This is a genomic window from Sulfitobacter sp. D7 (assembly GCF_003611275.1).
Classification (GTDB): domain Bacteria; phylum Pseudomonadota; class Alphaproteobacteria; order Rhodobacterales; family Rhodobacteraceae; genus Sulfitobacter; species Sulfitobacter profundi.
The window spans coordinates 252,683-276,282 of sequence record NZ_CP020694.1 but is presented as its reverse complement, the minus strand read 5'-3'; the positions used below and the strand labels follow the sequence as shown (position 1 = coordinate 276,282).

24 protein-coding genes and 1 tRNA gene are annotated in these 23,600 nt (G+C 57.3%); 10 read left to right on the top strand and 15 right to left on the bottom strand.

The window, feature by feature from the left end:
- Positions 1-57: 57 nt before the first annotated feature.
- The 6 genes from gltB to B5M07_RS01250 form a co-directional block, all read right to left on the bottom strand.
- Positions 58-4,590: a glutamate synthase large subunit gene (gene gltB, locus B5M07_RS01275; RefSeq protein WP_120349904.1), complete on the bottom strand. Its 4,533-nt coding sequence runs from the start codon at positions 4,588-4,590 to the stop codon at positions 58-60.
- On the bottom strand, positions 4,587-5,021 hold the full coding sequence (locus tag B5M07_RS01270; RefSeq protein ID WP_067942620.1) for a GFA family protein: 435 nt from the start codon (positions 5,019-5,021) through the stop codon (positions 4,587-4,589). Before B5M07_RS01270 ends, gltB begins: the two co-directional genes overlap by 4 nt.
- Positions 5,018-5,491: a GFA family protein gene (locus tag B5M07_RS01265; RefSeq protein WP_162931780.1), complete on the bottom strand. Its 474-nt coding sequence runs from the start codon at positions 5,489-5,491 to the stop codon at positions 5,018-5,020. The genes B5M07_RS01270 and B5M07_RS01265 overlap by 4 nt, the downstream gene beginning before the upstream one ends.
- A gap of 1 nt (position 5,492) precedes the next feature.
- Positions 5,493-6,926, bottom strand: coding sequence for an NAD(P)-dependent oxidoreductase (locus tag B5M07_RS01260; RefSeq protein ID WP_120349902.1), 1,434 nt, complete (start codon positions 6,924-6,926; stop codon positions 5,493-5,495).
- A gap of 159 nt (positions 6,927-7,085) precedes the next feature.
- Complete coding sequence (locus B5M07_RS01255) at positions 7,086-7,892, bottom strand: undecaprenyl-diphosphate phosphatase (protein ID WP_120349901.1); 807 nt, start codon at positions 7,890-7,892, stop codon at positions 7,086-7,088.
- Positions 7,892-8,878 carry a complex I NDUFA9 subunit family protein gene (locus tag B5M07_RS01250; RefSeq protein ID WP_067937423.1) on the bottom strand — a complete coding sequence of 329 codons (987 nt, stop codon included), beginning with the start codon at positions 8,876-8,878 and terminating at the stop codon, positions 7,892-7,894. The genes B5M07_RS01255 and B5M07_RS01250 overlap by 1 nt, the downstream gene beginning before the upstream one ends.
- A 168-nt stretch (positions 8,879-9,046) precedes the next feature.
- Here B5M07_RS01250 and B5M07_RS01245 point away from each other — a divergent pair.
- From B5M07_RS01245 to sugE, 8 genes are all read left to right on the top strand, one after another.
- Positions 9,047-9,132, top strand: a tRNA-Leu gene (locus B5M07_RS01245).
- Between the two features lie 237 nt (positions 9,133-9,369).
- Positions 9,370-10,170 (top strand): TIGR04255 family protein, encoded by an 801-nt coding sequence (locus tag B5M07_RS01240; protein WP_120349900.1) that lies wholly within the window; start codon positions 9,370-9,372, stop codon positions 10,168-10,170.
- Positions 10,170-10,673 (top strand): hypothetical protein, encoded by a 504-nt coding sequence (locus B5M07_RS01235; RefSeq protein ID WP_120349899.1) that lies wholly within the window; start codon positions 10,170-10,172, stop codon positions 10,671-10,673. Before B5M07_RS01240 ends, B5M07_RS01235 begins: the two co-directional genes overlap by 1 nt.
- Positions 10,674-10,684: 11 nt before the next feature.
- Positions 10,685-11,107 (top strand): hypothetical protein, encoded by a 423-nt coding sequence (locus tag B5M07_RS01230; protein ID WP_254693981.1) that lies wholly within the window; start codon positions 10,685-10,687, stop codon positions 11,105-11,107.
- A gap of 904 nt (positions 11,108-12,011) precedes the next feature.
- Entirely contained in the window at positions 12,012-12,377 is a 366-nt protein-coding gene (tnpA, locus tag B5M07_RS01225; protein ID WP_065331083.1) for an IS66-like element accessory protein TnpA, read from the top strand.
- Positions 12,374-12,721: an IS66 family insertion sequence element accessory protein TnpB gene (gene tnpB / locus B5M07_RS01220; RefSeq protein ID WP_017467473.1), complete on the top strand. Its 348-nt coding sequence runs from the start codon at positions 12,374-12,376 to the stop codon at positions 12,719-12,721. The genes tnpA and tnpB overlap by 4 nt, the downstream gene beginning before the upstream one ends.
- Positions 12,722-12,790: 69 nt before the next feature.
- A complete protein-coding gene (tnpC, locus tag B5M07_RS01215; protein WP_065331082.1) occupies positions 12,791-14,494 on the top strand; it encodes an IS66 family transposase in 1,704 nt (567 codons plus the stop codon).
- 32 nt (positions 14,495-14,526) lie between these two features.
- Positions 14,527-14,856 carry a quaternary ammonium compound efflux SMR transporter SugE gene (gene sugE / locus B5M07_RS01210; protein ID WP_017467358.1) on the top strand — a complete coding sequence of 110 codons (330 nt, stop codon included), beginning with the start codon at positions 14,527-14,529 and terminating at the stop codon, positions 14,854-14,856.
- A gap of 59 nt (positions 14,857-14,915) precedes the next feature.
- Here the strand turns inward: sugE and B5M07_RS19345 are convergent, their stop codons facing one another.
- From B5M07_RS19345 to B5M07_RS01175, 9 genes are all read right to left on the bottom strand, one after another.
- On the bottom strand, positions 14,916-15,257 hold the full coding sequence (locus B5M07_RS19345; protein ID WP_065331081.1) for a hypothetical protein: 342 nt from the start codon (positions 15,255-15,257) through the stop codon (positions 14,916-14,918).
- A gap of 416 nt (positions 15,258-15,673) precedes the next feature.
- Complete coding sequence (locus B5M07_RS19340) at positions 15,674-16,252, bottom strand: hypothetical protein (protein WP_162931779.1); 579 nt, start codon at positions 16,250-16,252, stop codon at positions 15,674-15,676.
- A 279-nt stretch (positions 16,253-16,531) separates the two neighbouring features.
- Positions 16,532-16,834, bottom strand: coding sequence for a hypothetical protein (locus B5M07_RS19335; protein ID WP_162931778.1), 303 nt, complete (start codon positions 16,832-16,834; stop codon positions 16,532-16,534).
- Complete coding sequence (locus B5M07_RS01195) at positions 16,831-17,007, bottom strand: helix-turn-helix transcriptional regulator (RefSeq protein WP_120349896.1); 177 nt, start codon at positions 17,005-17,007, stop codon at positions 16,831-16,833. The genes B5M07_RS19335 and B5M07_RS01195 overlap by 4 nt, the downstream gene beginning before the upstream one ends.
- A gap of 104 nt (positions 17,008-17,111) precedes the next feature.
- A complete protein-coding gene (locus tag B5M07_RS19330; RefSeq protein WP_162931777.1) occupies positions 17,112-17,747 on the bottom strand; it encodes a hypothetical protein in 636 nt (211 codons plus the stop codon).
- 71 nt (positions 17,748-17,818) lie between these two features.
- Entirely contained in the window at positions 17,819-19,003 is a 1,185-nt protein-coding gene (locus B5M07_RS01190) for a tyrosine-type recombinase/integrase (protein ID WP_120349895.1), read from the bottom strand.
- Between the two features lie 273 nt (positions 19,004-19,276).
- Positions 19,277-19,672: a response regulator gene (locus B5M07_RS01185; protein WP_120349894.1), complete on the bottom strand. Its 396-nt coding sequence runs from the start codon at positions 19,670-19,672 to the stop codon at positions 19,277-19,279.
- Positions 19,673-19,747: 75 nt separating this feature from the next.
- Positions 19,748-19,927, bottom strand: a complete 180-nt coding sequence (locus B5M07_RS01180) for a hypothetical protein (RefSeq protein WP_120349893.1) — start codon at positions 19,925-19,927, stop codon at positions 19,748-19,750.
- 129 nt (positions 19,928-20,056) lie between these two features.
- Positions 20,057-21,139, bottom strand: coding sequence for an NAD(P)/FAD-dependent oxidoreductase (locus tag B5M07_RS01175; protein ID WP_120349892.1), 1,083 nt, complete (start codon positions 21,137-21,139; stop codon positions 20,057-20,059).
- Positions 21,140-21,392: 253 nt separating this feature from the next.
- Between B5M07_RS01175 and B5M07_RS01170 the strand changes: the two genes are divergently transcribed.
- Positions 21,393-22,484 carry an ABC transporter ATP-binding protein gene (locus B5M07_RS01170; protein ID WP_120349891.1) on the top strand — a complete coding sequence of 364 codons (1,092 nt, stop codon included), beginning with the start codon at positions 21,393-21,395 and terminating at the stop codon, positions 22,482-22,484.
- A 60-nt stretch (positions 22,485-22,544) separates the two neighbouring features.
- Entirely contained in the window at positions 22,545-23,588 is a 1,044-nt protein-coding gene (locus B5M07_RS01165) for an ABC transporter substrate-binding protein (protein WP_120349890.1), read from the top strand.
- Positions 23,589-23,600: the final 12 nt, after the last annotated feature.

Sequence of the window (23,600 nt, the reverse complement as noted above, 5' to 3'; positions counted from 1 at the left end):
CGAATCAAGCCGAAGGCGATGGCCCGCCCGCGCGACCGGAGCCGCGCGGGGCAAAGGTTACTCCGCTGGAACTGCCGTCTCTTCCACCGACAGCGGCGCGGGCAGATGCACCAACATCTCCTTCGGGCAGACCTGCAGGAAGTTGTGCTTCTCAGTCTCCCAATGCTGAAGAATATCGGCGGCCTTGCGGCTGTTGGTCTCGGCGACATGACGCTCCAGCAGCCCGTGCAACTGGTCCAACCAATGCTCGACGCTGACCGGGCAGGTCACGATTGTTTCGGCATTCATCAGCTTCGGCGCCAGCCCGTCGGGGTCATAGAGATAGGCCATCCCCCCGGTCATCCCGGCGGCGAAGTTCGCGCCGATCTCGCCCAAGATCACCGCCACACCGCCAGTCATATATTCACAACCGTTACTGCCGCAGCCTTCGATCACCACATGCGCGCCCGAGTTGCGCACCGCAAAACGCTCGCCCGCCCGGCCCGCGGCAAAGAGATAGCCCGCCGTCGCACCATAAAGCACCGTGTTGCCGATGATCGTATTCTCCGACGCCACCACTGGGCTCGCCATCGAAGGCCGCACCACAATCGTACCGCCCGACAGACCCTTGCCGACATAGTCGTTGGCATCGCCCGAGACTTCGAGCTTCAGCCCCGGTGCCGCGAAGGCGCCGAGCGATTGTCCGGCACTCCCGGTCAGCTTCACCGTCAAGTGGTCCGGCTGCAGGGAATTGCGCATACCGAAGCGTTTCACGATATGGCTCGAAACCCGCGTGCCGACCGTCCGGTGCGTGTTCTGCACGGCGTAGGACAGCTGCATCTTCTCACCATCCTCAAGGAAACGCGCGGCATCCCGGACGATCTGCGCATCAAGCGTATCAAGCACCACCTGACGCGGTTTGTCGCGGTCATAGACGTTCTCATGTGCGCCATCGACGGTGATCAACAGCGGGTTGAGGTCCAGATCATCCAAATGCGCCGAACCTCGGCTGACCTGCGTCAACAGGTCCGCGCGGCCGATGACTTCATCAAGGCTGCGCGCCCCGATGCTGGCCAGAATCTCGCGCACTTCGGTGGCATAGAAGGTGATGAGGTTCACCACTTTGTCCGCATTGCCGGTGAACTTGCCACGCAGAGCTTCGTCCTGTGTGCAAACACCCACGGGGCAAGTATTCGACTGGCACTGGCGGACCATGATGCAGCCCATAGCGATCAGCGCGGCGGTGCCGATGCCATATTCCTCGGCCCCCATCATCGCAGCCATGACGATGTCGCGTCCGGTGCGCAGGCCACCATCGGTGCGCAATGTCACCCGGTCGCGCAGGTTGTTCATCGACAGAACCTGATGCGCCTCGGTGAGGCCCATCTCCCACGGCAGACCCGCATATTTGATCGAGGTCGCAGGCGAGGCCCCGGTGCCACCGTTATGGCCCGAGATCAGGATGATGTCGGCCTTGGCCTTGGCCACGCCCGCAGCAATCGTGCCGACACCGCTCGACGCCACCAGCTTGACCGTCACCTTGCAGCGCGGGTTGATCTGCTTGAGGTCATAGATCAGCTGCGCAAGGTCTTCGATCGAGTAGATATCGTGGTGCGGCGGGGGCGAGATCAGCGTCACGCCCTTGGTCGAATGCCGCAGCCGCGCGATCAGATCGGTGACCTTCATGCCGGGAAGCTGCCCACCCTCACCGGGCTTGGCACCCTGTGCGACCTTGATCTCCAACTCTTCGCATTGGTTCAGATACTCCGCCGTCACGCCAAAGCGGCCCGAGGCGACCTGTTTGATCTTGGCCGACGGATTGTCGCCGTTGCTTTCTGGCACGAAATGCGCCGGATCTTCGCCGCCCTCGCCGCTGTCAGATTTCGCGCCAATACGGTTCATCGCCACGTTCAGCGTCTTATGCGCCTCTGGGGAAAGCGCGCCCAGCGACATGCCCGGCGTTACGAAACGCTTGCGGATCGAGGTGATGCTCTCCACCTCCTCCAATGGCACCGGCGTGCCCTTGGGCTTGATGTCGAGCAGGTCACGCAGATGGATCGGCGGGTTGCTCTGCATCTTTTTCGAATACTGCTGCCACATCTGATAGGACGCCTTGTTGCAGGCCATTTGCAGCATATGCATGCTGCTCGCCTCCCAAGCGTGTTTTTCGCCCGTCTTGCGCTGCTTGTAGAAACCGCCAATCGGCATCACGACCCCGTCGCCCTGCCAGCCCTTGGCGTGGACCTCTTCGGCCTTGCGCTGAATGCCGACGACACCGATGCCGGAGATGCGGCTGGTCATGCCGGGGAAATACTCGGCGCACATGGCGCGCGAAAGGCCCACGGCCTCGAAGTTCAGGCCGCCGCGATAAGACGAGATCACGGAAATCCCCATCTTCGCCATGATCTTGAGCAAACCTTGGTCAATCGCCTCACGGTATTTCTGCACCGCCTGCGTCAGAGTCATGTCCAAGAGCCCGCGCTCGATCCGGTCGGCCAAGGAATCTTCGGCCAGATAGGCGTTCACCACGGTCGCGCCGCAGCCGACCAACACCGCAAAGTAATGCGGATCGACACATTCCGCCGAGCGCACGTTGAGCGAGGTAAAGGTCCGCAGACCCTTGCGCACGAGGTGACTGTGCACCGCGCTGGTCGCAAGGATCATCGGCATCGCGACCCGGTCGGCCCCGCTGTGCTGATCGGTCAGCACCAGATGGCCCGCGCCAGAGCGCACGGCGTCTTCCGCCTCGGCCCGAATCCGCGCCAGCCCGGCGCTGAGATTGCCGTTGCCCGCCTCAAATGTGCAGTCGATGGAGACGGTATGCACCTTGAACTGCGCCATCAGTTCTTCGAATTGCGCATTGCCGACGAAGGGACTGTCGAGCACGAGGATCTCGGTCTGGGAGCTGTCTTCGTCGAGCACGTTCTTGAGGTTGCCGAAGCGCGTCTTGAGGCTCATCACCCGGAATTCGCGCAAGGAATCGATCGGCGGGTTGGTAACCTGGCTAAAGTTTTGACGGAAGAAGTGGCTCAGCGGGCGGTACTGGCCGCTCAAGACCGCCGAGGGCGTGTCATCGCCCATTGAGGCCAGCGTCTCTTTCCCGTCCTCGGCCATGGGCGCGAGGATCTGTTCCAACTCTTCGATGGTATAGCCCGCAGCCACCTGACGGCGGCGCAGTTCGGCCCCGTCAAACAGCGGCTTTTCGGTGACGCGGCCAAGGACATCATCCATCTCGGTGATCTTGCCGACCCATTCGCCGAAGGGCTGGTTCGACGCGAGCTTGTTCTTGATCTCGGTATCGTTGAAGAGTTTGCCCTCTTCCATATCGACCGCGATGATCTGCCCGGGGCCAAGCGCGCCTTTGCGCACGACCCGCGCCTCGTCCAGTGGCACCATCCCGGCCTCGGACCCGGCGATCAACATGCCGTCGGAGGTTTCCACATAGCGCATCGGGCGCAGGCCGTTCCGGTCAAGCCCGGCGCAAACCCAGCGGCCATCGGTCATCGCCAATGCGGCGGGGCCGTCCCACGGCTCCATCACGGAGTTGCAGTAGGAATACATGTCGCGCCATGCTTGAGGCAGTTCCACCGCCTGTTTCGACCACGATTCCGGCACCAGCATCGTCTTAGCCATCGGCGCGGAGCGGCCCGCGCGGACCAGCACCTCGAACACGGAATCCAGTGCGGCAGAGTCGCTGGACCCCGAGGCCACGATCGGTTTGATGTCCTCGGCCATGTCACCAAAGGTGGCAGAGGCCATACGGATCTCATGGCTCTTCATCCAGTTCATGTTGCCCTTGAGGGTGTTGATCTCACCGTTATGGGCCAACATGCGGAAGGGCTGCGCCAGCCACCACTGCGGGAAGGTGTTGGTGGAGTAACGCTGGTGATAGATCGCGAAGGCGCTGATGAACTTGTCGTCTTTCAGGTCGGGATAGAATTCGGCCACCTGTTCGGCCAGCATCATGCCCTTGTAGATGATGCTGCGGCAGGACATCGAGGCGATGTACATCTGCGGCACCTGCGCGGCGATGGCGGCTTTCTCGATGCGGCGGCGGATGACATAAAGCTCACGCTCAAAGGTCTCTTCGTCGACACCTTTGGCGTTGGAAATCAGGATCTGCTCAATCTCGGGCCGGGTCGCATTGGCCTTTTCGCCCAACACGGAGATGTCCACCGGCACATGCCGCCAGCCGTAGATGTAATAGCCCATGCGGAGCACTTCGGTCTCCACGATGGTCCGGCAGGTTTCTTGCGCGGCAAAGTTGGTGCGCGGCAGGAAGACTTGGCCCACGGCGATCAACTCGTCCTCGCGCGGGGTGTGGCCGGTGCGGCGGACCTGCTCATAAAAGAAGGGCACAGGGATCTGCACGTGGATGCCCGCGCCATCGCCGGTCATCCCATCTGCGTCAACCGCGCCGCGGTGCCAGATCGCCTTGAGCGCGTTGATCCCGTTCAGCACGACCTCGCGGGTCTTCTCACCGTTGATGTTGACCACAAGGCCCACGCCGCAGGAAGAATGCTCTTCCTCGAAACTATACATGCCCTTATCGGCCATCATCGCGCGTTTGGCTTCTTCGCGGGCCACCCAGGCGTCATCATATTTGGTCATGGCTTGGTTCCTTCCACAAACGCCGCAAATCCTGCTTCGACTTCGGCCTTGGTTTTGATCTCGTGGTCCCCGGCAAAGGCATAGCCGTCGGGCTTCACATCTATGTAAATCTCGGTCTTGAGCGGCAGGCCGCCCGCATTCTCCACCAATCCGGCAGAGAGTGAGTAATAGTCATGCCCCGGCAGCGTGAGGTGATACCAAAGCGTGCTGCCGCAACTGTCGCACCATGCCCGCTCAGCCCAGTCCGAAGAGGCATAGGATTTCACCGGGCCGTCATAGGTCAGGCTGCCCGGTTTCGCGTCAATCTCAAGGAACGCACTGCCGGTCCAACGGCGGCACATCTCGCAGTGGCAGGCACCAAGCGCGTCTTTCAACGGCTCAAAGCTGACCGTGACCGCCCCGCAAAGGCAATGACCGCTCAAAAGGCTCATCGCTTGTCCTCCACATGCAGGGCGCGGGCCCCGTAATCGGCTTTGCTCACCCGCTCCAGTTCCCCGGCCAAGGCAAAGTTGCTTGGGGCGCGGTCGGCATAGACCACGCGCGCCAGCTTTGCCCCGCCAAACCCGTCGAAGAGCCCCGGAGCCAGTTCCAGCAGCTCCGCGTTCTCGCCTTCCGTATCTGCGAACCAAACCGCCGTGCCGCAGGTCTCGCACCACGCCCGCTCGGCAAAGGAGGATGAGGCATAGGTCCGGATCGGCCCCTTGTAGGAAACCCGCGCGCGTGGCACTTCGATCCCCATCTGGACAGAGCCGCTCCACCGGGTGCAGAGGTCACAATGACAGGCCGAAATCGCAGCCAACGGCCCGGTCACATCCACCGTGACCGCGCCGCACAGACAGTGGCCGTGGTGTGCTTCACCCCCCATGGCGTTGTCCGCTTTGATGGCTGCACCAGCACTCATCTCATTCCGCAGCGATGCGCTGCGCCCCGTTGAAATCATCAAGGATTGCCTGCGCGCAGTCGCGGCCATCCTTGATGGCCCAGACCACAAGGCTCGCCCCGCGCACGATGTCGCCCACAGCATAGACGCCATCAAGCGCCGTTGCCCCGGTGACGTAATCGGCTTTGATCGTGCCCCAGCGGTTCACCGGCAACTCCGGTTCGTTCCAAAGGGTCGGCAGGTCTTCTGGCTCGAACCCAAGCGCCATGATGACGAGGTCGGCGTCTTCGACGTAGTCCGCGCCTTCGATCACCTCGGGGGCCTGACGGCCAGTGACATCCGGCGCGCCGAGGCGCATCTTTTGCACCATGACCCCGGTCACCGGATCGCCGACAAAGCCCTTGGGCGCGCTCAGCCATTCAAATATCACGCCTTCTTCCTCGGCGTTTTGCACTTCGCGTTGGCTGCCCGGCATATTGGCCCGGTCCCGACGGTAGAGACATTTGACGCTCTCCGCGCCTTGGCGGATCGAGGTGCGCACGCAGTCCATCGCGGTGTCGCCACCGCCGATCACGACGACTTTCTTGCCCGCAGCGTTCAGGCGACCGCTTTCGAATTCATCGACCGAGTCGCCAAAGCTTTTGCGGTTGGAGGCGGTGAGGAAGTCGATCGCCCGCTCCACGCCGAAACCACCCACACCGGGGGCTTCGATCTCGCGCGTTTTGTAAACGCCGGTGGCGATGATCACCGCGTCATGTTTGCCCCGGATCGCGCCAAAGCTAAGGTCGACGCCCACATCGCAGTTCAATTCAAAGGTCACGCCACCTTCGGCAAGCTGCGCATTGCGGCGCTCGACCACGTCTTTCTCAAGCTTGAAGCCGGGGATGCCATAGGTCAGCAAGCCGCCCGCACGGTCGTAGCGGTCATAGATGGTGACCTGCACGCCCGCGCGGCGCAGCATGTCCGCCGCTGCCAGACCGCCGGGGCCGGCACCGATGATGCCAACGCTTTCAGCGCGCTCTTCGCGCGGGGCGGCGGGTTTGACCCAGCCCTGCTCCCATGCGGTGTCGGTGATGTATTTCTCGATCGAGCCGATGGTGACGGTGCCATGGCCCGACTGCTCGATCACGCAGTTGCCTTCGCACAGGCGGTCCTGCGGGCAGATGCGGCCACAGATCTCGGGGAAGGTATTGGTCGCCTGACTGATCTCATAGGCCTCTTGCAGACGCCCTTCTGCAGTCAGGCGGAGCCAGTCGGGGATGTTATTGTGCAAAGGGCAATGGGTCTGGCAGTAGGGCACGCCGCATTGGCTGCACCGGCTGGACTGTTCAGCCGCTTTCGCATCCGCATATTCGGCATAAATTTCGTCGAAATCCGTCCGGCGCAAATCAGGCGGGCGTTTTTCGGGCATATCCCGCGCAACGTCTGTAAATTTTAGCATGACCTGCTTCGCCATATACCCGTTCCTTCGACAAATTCCGTCAGAAGGCTCGTATACGAGAGCGCCCAAGTAAATAAAAGACAGCAGTGCTGACCTATTTACCTCTTTCCGGGCAAATGGAACGCCCGGAGGTCATTTTTATGCGTCATTTAGGGTCCGATGCGGACCTAACTATCAAAACCCCGCCCAAAGCGCGATGATCACGACACCACCCACAAGGATTCGCCACCACCCAAAAAGCGCGTAGCCATAGCGGCTGATGTAATCGAGCACCCAACGCACCACGAAGACGGCAGAGATAAAGGCCATGACAAAGCCCACGGCGATCTCGCCCATGGCAGAGGCATCCAGCACGTCGCGGTTCTTGTAGATGTCATAGGCAAAGGCGCCCGCCATCGTCGGCATCGACAAAAAGAACGAGAATTCCGCCGCGGCGCGCTTGCTGGCCCCCAGCAACAGGGCGCCAACGATCGTCGCCCCCGACCGCGAGGTGCCCGGCACCATGGCAAGACATTGGATCACGCCGATCTTGAACGCCATGGAAAGGGGGAATTTGGTCGCGTCGGAATAGGTCGGCGCAGGTGCGATGCGATCCACGATCAACAGCACCACCCCGCCCAGCACCAACATGATGGCGATCAGCAAAGGTGTTTCGAACAGGACCGTCTTGATGAAATCATGGGCCAAAACCCCGATGAACACCGCAGGCAGAAAGGCCAGAAGCACCGACCAGATAAACCGCCGCGCCTGCGGATCATGCGGCGCGGCCGAGAATACCGCCCAAAGCCGTGCGGAATAAACCGTCAGGATCGCCAGCACCGCGCCCAATTGGATCACGACTTCAAAGGTCCGCCCGGCGCTCTCAAAGCCCAAGAAGTGACCGGCCAACAGAAGATGCCCGGTCGAAGATACGGGGATGAACTCTGTCAGCCCCTCCAGCAAACCCAGAAAGGCGGCGATCAGAGTGGTCGACTGTTCCATTATCCCTGCCGCAGGTTACGTGCCGATGCTTTGATGGCGTCATATTGCCCCGAGGGTCGGAACCGCCAGAGATAGTCGGGCAGCACCGCGTCCATCGCGGTGGGGGTGATGCCAAGCTCGGTAAAGCCGCGCGCCCCTTCTGCCACAACGTTGTCATTGCGCAGGTTTTTGACCTGATCGCGGGTCAGCATCTTGTTGGTGAAAAGACCAAAGGTCGCGGCCTGCACCATGTCGAACCCAAAGGCGACGATCTTGGCTAAGAACCACGGCATGTTGAGCACCAAACGCCGACGGTGAATCACCTCAAGCATACGCTGCATCAGGCCGCGGAAAGTATCCACATCAGGGCCACCAAGCTCATAGACACCCGCGGGGGCCTGCCCCTCCAGAGCCTTTTCGGCCGCTTTGGCAACGTCATCGACAAAGACCGGCTGGAACCGGGTAGAGGCACCGGCGACCGGTAGGATCGGGCCGGTGCGGGTCATGCCCGCAAAGCGGTTAAAGAACTCATCCTCGGGGCCAAACATGATCGAGGGGCGCAGAATCACGGCCTCAGGCATATGTTTGAGAATGGCGGCCTCGCCCTCGCCCTTGGTGCGGGCATAGTCGCTCTCGGCCTCCATATCCGCGCCGATGGCAGAGACATGCACGAAACGCGCAACTCCTTCGGTTGCGGCCATATGGGCGATACGCTCCGCCCCTTCGGATTGCACCGCGTCGAAACCGTTCTTTCCGGTCTCAACCAAAATGCCCACGCAGTTCACGACCGCGTCCGCCCCACGCAGAGCGTCGCGCACGGAGCCATCGTTGCGAATGTTGCACAAAACAGGTTCGACTTGGCCAACCACACCATAGGTCCGCACAAAGAGCGCTTCGTTGGGGTGGCGCACCGCCACCCGTACCCGCCAACCAGCTCTGGCCATGCGATACGCGATATAGCGTCCGACAAACCCCGAACCGCCATAAATCGTGACCAGCTTAGACATTCTGCCGCTCCTGTAGATAAATTCTCTGACAGGATGTACCCGTGCGCCGCCGCTGTCACAAGGCCAAACCCCCGGTTGTAGCGATCCCCGCGCAGGATTTTCTAGATTTCGCTCAAATTGCGATTGACAGTCACCCGGCTGAGCCTTAGAGCACCCCACACGATACGTGCCCAGGTGGCGGAATGGTAGACGCGCTAGCTTCAGGTGCTAGTACTGGCAACGGTGTGGAGGTTCGAGTCCTCTCCTGGGCACCAATATTCCCCGATAAGTAATTGAAATATATCGGAAATTAGGGATCAGGGGGACCTCCAACCACCTCCCTGACCACCCCAGTCACATCGCTGGACAGCGCAATCATAGAGAATCGCCTAGCAGATTAGCTGCCTTGGCGTCACCGAGAATCAAATTAGTCAAGGAAATTTACTTCCGGGCCCAAGAAAGGACTGGAGTACCGTAGGTTGCTTAGATACAAATTCTCCTAGGGGAGAAAAATGACACGACCAGAACACCTTCCAGACTTTTCCGACCCTCCGCTTGATGAAGTGGTCTTGGGTGTACAGTTTACCCCTGTACCCGGATATCTTGCCGTACACTCTAAAGATCTTTGGGAGTTGTTCCGAGGTGAGTTCCCTTCTGTCGAGGAACAGCCAGTTCTTGATACACACTTCGAAACATTCGGCGGCCCCAACTCCGACCAAGGCCCAAAGTTTCATTTTGGGCAGCCGCCAGTCGGAAGCCGACTTTGGTTCATCTCTGAAGACGGCAACCACATACTTCAATTCCAGCCAGACCGAATGATTACGAATTGGCGGCGTCAGAACTCTCAAGGAACCTATCCGAGATTTGAAGGTATCGCAGACTCTTTCAGCAAAAATCTAACCAAGCTGTTTTCCCACCTTGAAAAGAGCTTCGGACACTCGACCGATGTAAACCAAGCTGAAGTAGCCTATATTAATATCATTCCAGTCGAAGACTTCTCTCACCCATCGAAGTGGTTCAGCTTCTGGAACGACACTCACTTTGAAGTGGAGGGTATTAACACTAGCTTCAGTGAAGTAATAAGGGACGAACACGATAGACCGTTTGCTAGATTGAAGTATGAGATCCAATCGGTTTTTACTCCAGACGGGAAGAGAAGAGCATTTCGATTTTCGCTAACCTATAAAGGTAAACCCGCAGGGCGAGACATCTCTTCTGTAGATGATTTTATCGCGGGTGGTCGTGAAAAGATAGTTACGAGATTTGAAGAACTTACTAGTCAGTCTGCACATGAAATATGGGGCATAAAATAATGAAACGGAATTCGTTGACCAGCTCAGCCTTTCAAGATGAGGTTCCTAACTACTTTGCGGGCACTTCGAATGTATCGTCCATTGGCAGGTTTGGACGCAAAGCTCGCGTCGCCCAACCAACCTCTCCTTGGTTTGAAGAGTTAGAAGACCGTTTAAATGAGCTGACTGCCCTTCCAAGAGGGTGGAATGGGTATGATGGAGCGCCGGTATCATTCACCTGTGCGCAATTTGCGGCAGCTCTCATCGAGAGACTTTTCTGCGCAAATGTGCCCGCCCCACAACTCGTTCCAGGTGATGACGGGACGCTCCAGCTAGAGTGGCACATCAACGGCTTCGATGTAGAGCTCGACGTCCTCGCCCCATATGAAGTGAATGCTAGCCGCTTCGATCATCTTACTGGGGAGGATGAAGAGATCGAAGTACAGGCTGACTTCACTGCATTGACTGAATGGATGTCACAACTAGGTGAGGAGCGCGGTCCTCAGCTGCAAACAGGAACTTAGTACTCTTGCCTGTGCCGCCCTACGACGAAGAGGATATCTCTCCAGAAGCAGTGATTATCCGACGTATTGACCCCAAACAACATATTGTTTGGGACGAAAACAATCAGTGCCACCGTATATCTTCCAAAGCTTACTCCCCTTCATCTGGTGATTATGGAGGTATGTCGGTGGATATCGAGGCTAAGATAATTGCCGCTGGAGTTGAGCCGGCTGAGTTTGTGACTACGCCAGTTTTCACCGGCTCAGTACAATTTTCTGCAAACTCCATCCGCAATCTCAATTTGTGGATTGGTTATGAACCCGTGGATGATAATCCACACCACGGTGAGGTATGGGGAAATCCGCGCCCCAATAAGTTCACCAATGGGCAAAAGCGCGGGCTCCGGCAAGAAGCTACATGGTATGTTCAGCTAGAAAATGTCGAGCTCGTTTAATCTGAGCTGCAGACAACACCAAACAGCGCCTAAGACGCAGCCAAACTTTTCTTACTGAGAAGTCTCGCGCTAGTGCACAAAAGCACTAAGTTACCCAGCTCTGTACTCAATGAGACCTTCAATAAACTTCCCTTCAAAAGACGACGAGCGGGCAAACACCGATTCATGGAGGTAAGAAATTAAAGGACTGCCTGTCGCCTCCGCTAATTCCCTAGAATTTTCGATATAATATGCGAGCTCTGAACGGATATCTTCTGCTGCGCTAAAACCTGTCCGGAACCTGCGCAGAGCTCTCCAAGTTCGAAACGGAACCTCGCCTGTTTCCCAGCTGTCTCGCTCCTCCGCGGAACAAAGACGTCGTTCCAATTTACATAGTGCCCGGTGCGATAACCCAATTCTTCCATCTGGACTTACAAGATAACCCATGACGTCCAGGCCGTCTGCATCACCGAGCTTTGGAGGAGAGAGTTCAAGCGGACCGAAGGAGCACCGATCAAAAGCTTCGGCCAGAATATCCACCATCGTCCGTAGCCCCGCGCGGGTCCGCCCAGCAACGTAAATGTTGTCAAAACAAACCACTATTCTCGCATTGTCGCACTTCGGCATCCGCAGGAGAATACCGTTAATGAACCATGCAAGGATCACGCTTGACGCCGGAGAGCCCTGCAAAAGGCCCCGAGGTCCGCTTGAGTTCTCAATGTCCTCGACCCCATAGGTAGGCAGATTGGAAGCATGCATCCCTCCACCGTCCCTCTGGAATATGAGGTTTCTTGCATCTAAGTTTCTGTAAATCACCTCCTTTGGTAGGTAAGCATCAAGGGAACCCCCTCTATTTTGGGCTGATTTGAGGTGCGATTATTGCGCGAGGCTGGCGATTTGACTGGCGCAATATGAGGGTTTTGAGATGAGTAAACGGCGGGTTGGGCGGGGTTCCAAATACTCGGATGAGTTCAAGCGGCGGTTGGTGGCAGAGAGCCAAGCCGATGGTGTCAGTGTGCCGATGGTTTCTCGCCGTCATGGCGTGCCGACAAGCCGGATTTATTCGTGGCGCAGCGATGACAGGTTTCAACCCGATGGGTCTGATGATGCCGGGTTCATGCCTGTTGAGATTTCAGGCGGCGATCACGATGCAGTACCGATGCTGCCGGAAGCGCGGCCTACAGCCAGCTCCCGGATAGAGATCACGCTGGAGAATGGGCGCAAGCTGAGCGTTAGCGACGGGGTTGATGCTGGCTTTGTGCTGGAACTGGCGCGGGGGCTGGCGGCATGATCCCTGTTCTGGCGGATGCGAAGATCTGGCTGGCGGCGGGTGTGACGGACATGCGGCGTGGGTTCAACGGTCTGGCGGCACAGACCGCGCAGGTTCTGGCGGGCGATCCCTATTCCGGCCATCTGTTTTTGTTCCGGGGACGGCGAGGTGATCAGATCAAGATGATCTGGTGGGACGGTCAGGGTGCATGCTTGTTCACCAAGCGCTTGGAGCGGGGTCGGTTTGTCTGGCCCACGGCCAGCGAGGGTAAAATCAACCTGAGCCGCGCGCAGTTGGCCATGCTGATGGAAGGCATAGACTGGCGCATGCCGCAGAAGACATGGCGGCCCGCGATGGTGGGCTGAGGCAATGTTTTATGGGCTTTCTTGCTGTTTTGGGATTCCCCCTGATGTCCGATTTTGCTATGGAATGGCATGCGTAAGACCCCTCCAAATCTGGCTGATCTGCCACCTGACGTGCAGGCCTTTGTAGCCGCACAAGCGGCGGAACTGGCCCGTAAGGATGCGGAGTTGTTGGGCCAATCGTTGAGCCATGCCTCCGCCCAAAAACGCCTCAAGGATGAGATGGAAGCCGCCCTTGCTGCCGAGCGCACCGCCCATGCGCGGGCCATCCAGAGCCGAGATACCCTCATTGCTGATCTGCGCTTGCAATTGCATGGTCACAAAAAGCACCGCTTTGGGTCAAAGTCGGAAAGCAGCGCGCAACTGGCGCTGGAACTGATCCTCGAAGAGTTGGAGATCGAGCAAGCCGCAGAGACTGAAGGTGATGGTGAGGGCCAGACGTCTTCCGAGGCAGACGTCCCAAAGCCGCCGCGCACCCCGCGCAAACGCAAGCCTTTCCCAAAGGGGCTTAAGCGGGTCAAGAAGACCATCACCCCCGGTGAGACCTGTGAAGACTGTGGTGGCCGCTTCAGGGAGCTGGGAACAGATGTTCTGGAAGAGTTGGAATATGTTCCAGGCCATTACATCGTCAATCAGATCAACCGCCCGCGTTTGGCCTGTAGCTGCTGTGACAAGGTGGTTCAGGCGGAGATGCCAAGCCGCCCCATCCCCAAGAGCTTTGTGGGTCCCGCGCTGATGGCGCATATCCTGTGCTGCAAATACGGCTATCACCTGCCGCTCTATCGCCAAAGCCAGATGTTTGAGAACGAAGGCATCGACCTGAGCGGATCGCTCATGGCCCTCTGGGTGGGCAAATGCACCAAGCTGCTTGAACGCGTGGCAGATGCCATCCGTGACCATGTGTTTGAGGCACAAGCCATCTTCATGGATGATACCACGGTCAAGCTGCTCCAGAAGGGCAAAGGGCGTGGCAAAAACAAGAGCAAAACCGCACGGCTATGGGTCTATGCCCGAGATGAGAGCGCCTGGTCCGGGGCCGCGCCACCCGCCGTGTGGTATCAGTTCTCCACCAACCGAGGTGCGGAACACCCGAGCGAACATCTCAAATCCTACACGGGCTACGCCCATGCGGACGCCTATGCAGGCTATAACGATGCCTACCGCACGGGGCGCATCAAGGAGATGGCCTGTATGGCCCATGTGCGACGGGAGTTTTATGCCCTGTATGAAAGCCTGAAGCTGCCTGTGGCGGGCGAAGCGGTCTTGCGCATTCGAAAGCTCTATGACGTTGAAACACAGGCACGGTTCCTACCACCCCATGAGCGCGTGGCCCTGCGTCAGGAACTCGCCAAGCCCATCTTTGATGATCTGGAGATCTGGCTCAAGGAGCAGTTGGGTAAAATCTCCGGCAAGACGCCACTGGCTAAGGCCATCCGATATGCCCTCGCGCGCCTGCCAAAGGCACGGCCTTATCTCGACAACGGCTTCTTGGAAATCGACAATAACACAGCCGAGCGGGCAGTGCGTCCTGTGGCCGTTGGAAGAAAGAACTACCTCTTCATGGGGTCAGAGGCAGGCGGCAAATCCGCAGCAATCGCCTATACTCTCATCGAGACCGCAAAGATGAACAACGTCAATCCCGAAGCCTGGCTCGCTTGGGTGCTCGAACGCATCCAGGATCATCCCGTCAATCGCATCCCCCTGTTGCTACCTTGGGCATCTCAGGGCATGATCAACGCGCAGAATGCTGAGGTCGGGGATCAACACGCCGCCTGATCAAACTTTTCATTGACGCCTATGGAGGTAAAATGGCTTGGGTTTACTTGTTCTTTGCGGGTCTTCTTGAATGTGGGTGGGTAATTGGTCTGAAATACACTCAAGGCTTCACGAAACTTCAGCCATCTGTCCTGACCGTGCTCGCAATGATCGCAAGCTTCTGGCTCTTGGCTGAAGCAATGAAAGACATTCCCGTAGGTACTGCATATGCCGTTTGGGCAGGTATTGGGGCTGTGGGCGTTGCTATTATTGGAATGACCATCTTGGGAGAGCAAAAAGACTTGGCTCGTGTCGCCTGTCTTCTCTTGATTGTTGCTGGGATTGTTGGGCTGAAACTGGTCGGAACCACGGCCAATCATTAGCGCCGAATGACAATCAACGAGCTGCTATGATCACAGTGCAGAGGGGCTTCCCTGGATGCTTACAATGCGGATACACTTTCGAGGAAATGCTCGGTCAGCATGACATTGACATCTACCATGTCGAGACATTGCGGGAGCTGGCCGAGAAGTTTGTAGATGAAGGGCTTTACGGTGAAATCCCAGAGAGCTTGCAGTATTACTGTTTCTCCTACGACACCCCCTCCAAACTTGTCGATCTGATCAATATAGCGCTTCAATGCACCAAAGATACGGCTGGGCCGGTCCGCATATCCCGGCGCGCGGGTTTCGAGCGTCTTTGCGCTTGTGGCAAGGCCTCGATCTTCGTCGAAGAAATCGAACGTCTTGAAGTTGTCGGGCGTGCGCTCTCCCAAACCGCCCAATCGTTCCAGGTGATCCTACCACGGTCCACCCTGCTCCCTGATCGGCCCGCCCCAGGTGAGGCCGGAGTTTTCGATGACGTCCCAGTCAGGATCAGAGGGCAAGCGGCGCGCCTCTGCCGCCTCATGCAGAAGCGCGTCGCGCATGTCGTCCGCGTCCTGCGCGTCACAGCTCGGCCCGCGCCGCCGCAACGCACCAAAGCAACGAAGAGGCCGTCAACAAGAACGGAGTCTCGCCGGTCTGAAAGCCGCTCAGCAAAGGTTCACCCGAAGAAGCTCTTGGTTGAACGAGATTTGTAAAGATCAGCTCGCGTGACAGGCGCCACCCGGAAAATGTGTAGACAGGCCGACCCAAGTTTTTCCCGGATGGGAAAGGGTAAGAGTTCTGGCTTGTCGTTCCCCTGACTAGGCGGCCCCGTTTATGTCTGCTTTGGTAGTGGCAGTTCATAAAGAGCGTCAGGATTAATGCTCTGGTAGCAGTTCTTCACATCCACCTCAGCAAGGAGACTATGTCCGGACAGCACTAGCTTACGGATGGCCCGGACGGCATCATCACGACTCCGGCCTGCTTGTGGAATCCCGAACAACCCTGGATCGGGCTGAAGTTGGGGTCGAACAGCGAACTCGAGCATCTTATGGCGCGACATTAATACCGGCGAGAATCTACAGATTGGCCGACCTCCGCCTCCATTTTTCTTTTTCTCGTACCAAAAGACAGGGTCAACTTCCGCGCCCCACATGTTCACTGCATCTCTCAGCTCAGTCGCAGTCCTTTGGCAGGGCGTGCCTCCCAGCGCTCTTAATGCTGCGCTCAACCGGACATGCGAGGACCGCAAAAAATCGCGCACAACTGGCTGGGTACGCTTTCCATATTCTGCAGCAAGTTGAATGCGTTGCGACTTCTGAATGAAAGCGGAGTGGGAGTCTGCCTGCATCTTGCGCCAGCTACGCTGTGCGTCTTCCGTTGCAACCCGTTGCAACGATCCAGATCGTTCCATAGCTATTTTCCTCATATCTGGCCTCTATACGCGCACTATTATTGCCGGAGCTTTTTGATCGTAGGTGCGGATTTACCGTTAACGTGAAGCGGGAGAGAAACCGATGGGACGCAACCGCATTGCTGCGCACTATGGCCCGAAACGGGGAGAGGTCCTCGGGAACGGCCCGCCGTTCAGTAAACGTCGCAGTTAATCAGTTCACCTGCAGTATGCATTTCGTTTCTCGCCGAAAGCCCCGCTCAGAAAGCAGGTTTTGCAACGGGTTGCATTGATTCCGGCTCACCCGCTCCGACCCGGTATGTTGAACTTTATCGGCATAAGAACGGAGGCAGGAAAACTATTTCCGGTCTCCTGTTTCCAAACCCTTTCAAGCGCTCGCCTAGAGGTGAAGTACCCAAGTGGAACCCAAAAATCTTGAGCATGAACAGTTTGTCCGGCAAATTTTTGCAGAATCCATTGGAGCCGATCCTCGCACACGATTACCCGATAAAATTTCCAGACGAAGACAACTTCGGAATACAGGTCGGAACATTCACTATGCACCGGAACCAAACGATTGACGGTTTCATCTACCTTCATCATGGACGCTCCAAGAGCGCCAACGCTGTGATGAACTCATCCCTTCTCCAGAGCGAGCGGTGACCGATTTTTACGGGCCCCGGCAGCGTACCGTCTTCGATGCGACGGTAGATAGTTGAGCGACCAAGTCCGGTCAAAATCATGATATCATGAAAGTTATAGTAAAGGGGGGTCATTCTAGGGGCTCCAGCTTGTATCAACTGCACCCAGAATTGGCATAGGGCTCGCCATAAAGCGTGGGTAGAAAGAATTTTTACCCACAGCCTGGCAAGAGTCGGTTTTAACGGCGATACATCTCTATACTCCGTAAGTCTTCTGTGGAGAGTTCGGGTACCGGCAGGCTGAGAGGCCGAATGCCAAAGTACACCGGAACGAGCCAGCGGTTTAAGCTGCTATTATAGGATCGCTGATGATCGGAAGGCTTCACACACTCTTGAAACCAGTAACCCGTCGAAAGAAGTTGATAGAGGCTTTTAGCGCCCGTGCTAACTGAACAGCCTTGCAAGGTGGTAACCTGCACAGCATCCAGCAATCCTAGGGCAGCCCAGAGATGCGCTACATCCTGATATGCTCTAAAAGTTGCCTTGAGTCCTGCATGAGCATTTTCCTTTTTCGCGCCACTTTCGCGCGATTGCACTAATTCGCTAGCGATTATCCAAGTTGCAAGTAGGTCGCTTCCTTCACCAAGATGCTGCAGTAACTGAATCTTTTTTCTGAAAACTCGACCTGCTTTCATTCCTCTATCTACATCTTTTTTTCTACGTTTTAGCAGCTGCAGAAACTGATTAGAGTATTGAAATCCTGCGGAAGATTGGGGCTCGCAATCAGTACCGTAGACCTCTGCACCCAATTTTGCCTCATCCTGCGGCAGCCGCATATATTGGTGAATAGAGAACGGGTTGTTTGGATACAGCATGTGCGCCATCGTACGCAAACCAGCATCAGGCCTAATGCGTCGGGGCATCCCCTCCATGATAGGCAAATACCTCACGCGTTCGCGCCAGACACCGGAGGTCCGCTTGGTTCATTTGTTGTCACGAAGCTAGCCCATTGATCCATTAAGGCCCTACGCCGCTCCAAGTAGTCAGTCCTGCGGTATGCTAGCTCTACTTTGGTCCCAACTGAGTGTGCCAATGCCATTTCCGCAATTTCTCGTGGCACATCAGTAACTTCAGCGCACCATGTCCGGAAACTTGACCTAAACCCGTGAGGCCGCGCTCTTAAATTACGCCTCTCCATCAAACGCGACATAGTTGCATCTGAAATAACTCCACGCCTGACACTAGGAAATAGATAGCCATCTCGCGAAGTTTCAGCTGCCGTAGCAATGACATTCTGCGCGGCATTAGACAGGGGTACCCGGTGCTCTCTACCTGCTTTCGTCTTTTCGGAGGGAATGATCCATGTATCCCCCTCAACTTCACTTAGATGTAGGAAGCGCACATTTGCTGAACGAACAGCGGTTAAGATGAGGAGCCGTAGCGCAAGATGGGTGGTGGTACCATCCGACAAAGTCTCATAGAACGACGGCACTTCTGCCCACGGCAAGGCGGGGACATGCTTGCTTTTTTGCCGTGATTTACCAAGTAATTCTCTGGCTTTGTCAGCAGCCTGGATATCGACGTCTAGGCCCATTGCAGCGGCATGGCGCAGAACTATGCGAATACGCCCCAGAGCCTTTCTTGCGGTTTCACCTTTGCTATCCCAGATTGGTAAAAGGGCGTTCTTAATGTCTCTTTGGTCAATTTCTTCGACCGGAGTCCGTCCGATTCGGGGCACAACATGTAGCTCTAGAGGCGAGAACCAGCGCCCAGCCTTGCCATCCCCTTTCAATTCGGCTTTCTTCGTTTCAAAGGTTTGACGAGCGATAGTCGCGAAGGAATGGTCCTCTCTCGCTGCTTTACGGCGGAGTCGGTCTCTTTCTTTGATAGGATCCATGCCTTTCCTAGCAATCGCACGCCAGCGATTAGCAGCTTCACGAGCTTCTTTAAGTCCGACAGCATCCATCGATCCGAGACCCATTTCCCTGCGTTGGCCATGGATCGTGACGCGCAGGAACCACTGCCCCCCTCCATCTTTTCTCCGGTGGAACCACAGTCCCATACCATCTGCATACTTTCCGGCCGGAAGACTCTTCACCTGCATCACAGTAAGCTTGTTTTTCGCCGCCATCTATCCACCTACCTAACCACCTTTTCTTGTGGGATAGTATGGCTCCGCCTGGGGCAATATGAAACATATATTTTAACTATTTCAACGCGTTAATATTAGAATAGGTGCAGCTTGAAACAAGGTGAAACGAAGAGGTTCAAGTCTTCAAGGCATCTCCTGGGCACCAATATTCCCCGACAGATGATTGACTGTAGATCAGGTCTTAACCGACCCCGATGATACGCGCCCCGCAAGGGGGCGTTATGCCGCCCAGTCTGCGTACAGACGCACCCCCTATTGCACGGCAACGCCTGCGTTTTTCAGACATATCTGCAGCCGTCTCCCAAGCTCTGGCAGACTAAAAGGCTTTTTCAAACAGTCACTTGCCCCCGCGGCCAAAGCGCGGCGCAGCAGATCTGCGTCTTTCCGGGTTGAAATCATGACGACCGGAACGCCGTGGTAGAATGGCAGACCTCTGACATGGCTACAAAACTCAAGCCCGTCCATCGCGGGCATCATGAAATCCGTGATGATCACGTCTGTCGCGATCCGCTCCTTCGCCAGCGCGTCCAAGGCTTGGGCGGGGCATCCATAATCCGCCACGCATGAAAATCCGACTTCGGCGAGGGACGCCTGAATGAACTGCCGCGCAATCTCTGAATCGTCGATAACGATAGCATTCCAGTTCATTTCACCGCACCTTACATTCTAAATAACGCCCCGAGGGCCACCGTAGCGGTGCGGCACTTAATATCGTGTGAATGCTTAAATGCGTTTGCCGACAAACAGCGCAGTGTCGGAACGGATGCAGGCGATCTCACCCTTTTGCCAGACAAGCTCCCCCTGCGCGGTCGCGTATTTGCCCATGCTGACGCAGGCGGTGATCGGGGTCATCTCTGTGACGTTTTGGGCGGCATCAAAACTGTGGCTGAACTGAATGGACATGGCTTGTGCTCCTGAGTTGACGTTAATCAACCTTCACACATGTCGCCGCTCAATGCCTGCTGGCGTCAGGATAACGGCCCTATTCTTAGGTATATGCCACGTCACGTTCAGACCACGAAAAGCGCCCCGTCAGCGACGGTTCAGCAGCTTTTGGTACTTTGGCACGAACAGATCCGCGCCTTTCACCTTTTTCGTTATCCAATCGCCTGCTGTGAACAGCATCAAAAAGCTATTGCCGCGTTCCGGCCCCAAGGGCAGCACGATCGGCGCCTCCGTGCCCCACGGGCGATAGGTTTTCATATCCGCCAGTTTGCGGCCCGTGATCAGCCCGGTGAGGGTCTTTTTCAACCAAGGCAATTGCCGGCTGACCGCGACGATGGTCATGTTGTCACCGGGGTCCGCCACGTCCCCGGCGGCAAAGACGTTGGGCAAGGACGAGGGGCGCAGATGGCCATCGGTCTTGATCCGCTCTGCGGCGGTGACCTCTGCGCCGGGCAGGTTCTTCAGCAGGTCAGAACAAGCGCGCGCCCCCAACACGGGAAAGATCAGATCGAATGCGCGCTCAGGTCCCCCTTCGAGGGTCACACTGCCCGCATGCGGCTCTGTCATAGAGGCGAGCCCTTCGACCTTTTTGCCGAGGATAAGCTCCACCCCGCTGGCCTTTAACTTCTTGCTCAGCGAAACCCCAAGGCTTTCCGGCTTGGCCGCAAAGAGCTTGTCGTCCATGGTGATCACGGTGATCTTTTTGTCGGGCATGGCCTCGGCGATCTCGCCCGCAAGCTCAACCCCCACAGCCCCGGCGCCGATGATGCCGACGGTCTTGGCCGCCTGCAGCTTTTCATGCGCGGCTTGGCTCGCGGCCCGCAGCCCGTCGATGTCTGCGCCTTTGGGCTTGAAGGGCGCGGCATAGCTTGAACCGGTCGCGACGACGATGTAATCTGCGTCGACCCGCGCGCCGCTATCGATGGTCACACCCTCCCCATCCACACCCGTCGCCCGCGCCGCAACGACGCGGCCGCGCTTCAGCAAGCGGTCATAGGGGATCAGCGAGTCCTCGACCAAACCGGGCTGGACCACGGCGCGGATCATCGCAGAGGCATGCACAAAATGGCTGCGCGGTTCGATCAATGTGACATCGGCGATGTCGTCCATCGCCTTGGCCAGTTCCGCCCCCAGATACCCGCCCCCTACGATTGCGATACGTTTGCCCATCGGTGCTGTCTCCTTGTGGTCATCCCAGTCTGCCGGACAATCTTGCCCTTGCGGTTGGCTATCCACATAGGCGCGGGTGCATAAATTTCCCGCCCGGGATGCCAAAACCCGCCGACTGTGCCGCCAAAATGGTCACATGATCACCCGATAAGCGCTCAAAGCGCGGGGCCGATTCTCTTAAACGATACAAGATATTGTTTAGAATCATCGCACCTGCTTAACTCCCCCCAGCGACAGGGAGAGCCGCGACACAATGAAAGACACCAAAGCAGAGACTTTTCTGCGTTTTGACAACGTCAAGAAGAGCTACGATCAGGAAAACCTCGTCGTCAAAGGCTTCGACATGGATGTGCAGGAGGGGGAGTTCATCACCCTTCTTGGCCCCTCCGGATCGGGCAAAACCACCGTTTTGATGATGTTGGCGGGGTTTGAAAGCGTCACCTCGGGCGATATCGCCATCAACGGCAAATCGATCAACAAGACCGCGCCCAACAAGCGCAACATCGGCATGGTGTTCCAAAACTACGCGCTGTTCCCGCATATGACGGTGGCCGAAAACCTCGCCTATCCGCTTAGCGTGCGCAAAATGTCCAAGGCCGATATCAAAGAGCGCGTGGCCGAATATCTCGCATTGGTCGAGCTTTCGGCCTTTGGCGACCGCCGCCCCGGTCAGCTTTCCGGCGGCCAACGGCAGCGTGTGGCGCTGGCCCGCGCGATGATTTTCCAGCCGACGCTCATTCTGATGGATGAACCTTTGGGCGCGCTTGATAAGAACCTGCGCGAACAGATGCAGTTTGAAATCACCCGCCTGCACAAGCAGATCGGCTTTACCGTGATCTACGTCACCCACGACCAAACCGAAGCGCTGTCGATGTCGGACCGGATCGCGGTCTTCAACGATGGCGTCGTGCAACAATGCGCCCCACCGGCGGAGTTGTATGAGCGCCCGGTCAATGCCTTCGTGGCCGAGTTCATCGGCGAGAATAACTTCGTGCAGGGCAAGGTCAGCAAGATCGATGGCGACCTTGCCAAGGTTGAGACAGACACCGGCACCATCACCACCCAGACCTCCGAAGGGCTGACCGAAGGTGCACAATGCCGCGTGTCGATCCGGCCTGAGAAGCTGTTCATTCACCCCACGACCCACGCCCATGACAACGCGCTGACGGCGACCTTTGTCACGCGCATCTATGTGGGCGATTTCATCCGCTATTATTTCCGCCTGCCCGACGGCACCGACATTATCGTCAAAGTGCTCAACGATCTGTCCGCGCCAGAATTCGAAGACGGCGCGACGGCGCAGCTGTTGTCCCTGACGAAAGATTGCATCGCCTTTGCCAATTAAAGGCGACCGAGGGCAAACCGGGGCCCCGCAAAAGACCTGGACACAACAAGGAGAGACCCGATGAAGAAACATCTGACGTATCTGGCCACGACGGCGCTGCTTGCCAGCCCTGTTCTGGCCCAGGATCTGACAGTGACATCTTTTGGCGGCGCCTATGGCGCGGCACAGATGGAGCACATGATTGAACCCTACATGAAGGAATCCGGCACCAACGTCCTGTTCGAAGACTACGGCGGCGGCGTGGCCGAAATGAAGGCGCAGGTCGAAGCTGGCAACATCCTGTGGGATGTGGTCGACATCGAAGTGATCGACCTCGAGCGCGCCTGCGCCGAAGGCTATCTGGAAGTGATCGACCAATCCGTCCTGCCCGATGGCGACGATGGCACCGCAGCGGCCGATGACTTCATCGAAGACGCGCTGGCCAATGAATGTGGCGTGGGTAACATCGTTTGGTCCGTCGTCTTTGCCGTGAACACCGAAAACGGCGAAGGCCCGAAAACCATCGAAGACTTCTTTGACACCGAAGCCTTCCCCGGCAAACGTGGTCTGCGCAAACGCCCCCAAGTGAACATGGAATGGGCGCTGCTGGCCGATGGCGTTGCCCCCGAGGAAGTCTATGAGGTGCTGGCCACCGAAGAGGGCCAAGCCCAAGCCTTTGCCAAGCTCGACACCATCAAGGACGAGATCACTTGGTACGACAGCTGGTCTCAGGCCCCCGTTCTGCTGAACGACGGCGGTGCCACCATGGTGCAATCCGCCAACGGTCGTATCTTTGCCGCGATCAAGGACGATGGCGCCCCCTTCGAGATCGTCTGGGACAGCCACATCTATGACCTCGACGTTTGGGCGATCATGAAAGGCACCGAGAAGAAAGAAGAGGCGATGGAGTTCATCAAGTTCGCCACAGGCACCGTGCCGCTCTCGGGGATGCAAGACGTGGCCTACGGCCCGACCCGCGCCTCTGCTCAGGCGCTGCTGCCCGAAGAGGTCAAGAAAGACCTGCCCACGGCGCATCTTGATGAGGGCGTGAAGGCCGATGGTATCTTCTGGGCCGACTATGGCGAAAGCCTTGGCGAGAAGTTCAACGAATGGCTGCTGCAATAAGCACCCTGCCCC

Bases quoted from the DNA above. Each gene is read 5' to 3' on its own strand.
- gltB (WP_120349904.1), bottom strand. From the start codon at position 4,590: ATGACCAAATATGATGACGCCTGGGTGGCCCGCGAAGAAGCCAAACGC.
- B5M07_RS01270 (WP_067942620.1), bottom strand. From the start codon at position 5,021: ATGAGCCTTTTGAGCGGTCATTGCCTTTGCGGGGCGGTCACGGTCAGC.
- B5M07_RS01265 (WP_162931780.1), bottom strand. From the start codon at position 5,491: ATGAGTGCTGGTGCAGCCATCAAAGCGGACAACGCCATGGGGGGTGAA.
- B5M07_RS01260 (WP_120349902.1), bottom strand. From the start codon at position 6,926: ATGGCGAAGCAGGTCATGCTAAAATTTACAGACGTTGCGCGGGATATG.
- B5M07_RS01255 (WP_120349901.1), bottom strand. From the start codon at position 7,892: ATGGAACAGTCGACCACTCTGATCGCCGCCTTTCTGGGTTTGCTGGAG.
- B5M07_RS01250 (WP_067937423.1), bottom strand. From the start codon at position 8,878: ATGTCTAAGCTGGTCACGATTTATGGCGGTTCGGGGTTTGTCGGACGC.
- B5M07_RS01240 (WP_120349900.1), top strand. From the start codon at position 9,370: ATGACACGACCAGAACACCTTCCAGACTTTTCCGACCCTCCGCTTGAT.
- B5M07_RS01235 (WP_120349899.1), top strand. From the start codon at position 10,170: ATGAAACGGAATTCGTTGACCAGCTCAGCCTTTCAAGATGAGGTTCCT.
- tnpA (WP_065331083.1), top strand. From the start codon at position 12,012: ATGAGTAAACGGCGGGTTGGGCGGGGTTCCAAATACTCGGATGAGTTC.
- tnpB (WP_017467473.1), top strand. From the start codon at position 12,374: ATGATCCCTGTTCTGGCGGATGCGAAGATCTGGCTGGCGGCGGGTGTG.
- tnpC (WP_065331082.1), top strand. From the start codon at position 12,791: ATGCGTAAGACCCCTCCAAATCTGGCTGATCTGCCACCTGACGTGCAG.
- sugE (WP_017467358.1), top strand. From the start codon at position 14,527: ATGGCTTGGGTTTACTTGTTCTTTGCGGGTCTTCTTGAATGTGGGTGG.
- B5M07_RS19340 (WP_162931779.1), bottom strand. From the start codon at position 16,252: ATGGAACGATCTGGATCGTTGCAACGGGTTGCAACGGAAGACGCACAG.
- B5M07_RS19335 (WP_162931778.1), bottom strand. From the start codon at position 16,834: ATGATGAAGGTAGATGAAACCGTCAATCGTTTGGTTCCGGTGCATAGT.
- B5M07_RS01195 (WP_120349896.1), bottom strand. From the start codon at position 17,007: ATGACCCCCCTTTACTATAACTTTCATGATATCATGATTTTGACCGGA.
- B5M07_RS19330 (WP_162931777.1), bottom strand. From the start codon at position 17,747: ATGCTGTATCCAAACAACCCGTTCTCTATTCACCAATATATGCGGCTG.
- B5M07_RS01190 (WP_120349895.1), bottom strand. From the start codon at position 19,003: ATGGCGGCGAAAAACAAGCTTACTGTGATGCAGGTGAAGAGTCTTCCG.
- B5M07_RS01185 (WP_120349894.1), bottom strand. From the start codon at position 19,672: ATGAACTGGAATGCTATCGTTATCGACGATTCAGAGATTGCGCGGCAG.
- B5M07_RS01180 (WP_120349893.1), bottom strand. From the start codon at position 19,927: ATGTCCATTCAGTTCAGCCACAGTTTTGATGCCGCCCAAAACGTCACA.
- B5M07_RS01175 (WP_120349892.1), bottom strand. From the start codon at position 21,139: ATGGGCAAACGTATCGCAATCGTAGGGGGCGGGTATCTGGGGGCGGAA.
- B5M07_RS01170 (WP_120349891.1), top strand. From the start codon at position 21,393: ATGAAAGACACCAAAGCAGAGACTTTTCTGCGTTTTGACAACGTCAAG.
- B5M07_RS01165 (WP_120349890.1), top strand. From the start codon at position 22,545: ATGAAGAAACATCTGACGTATCTGGCCACGACGGCGCTGCTTGCCAGC.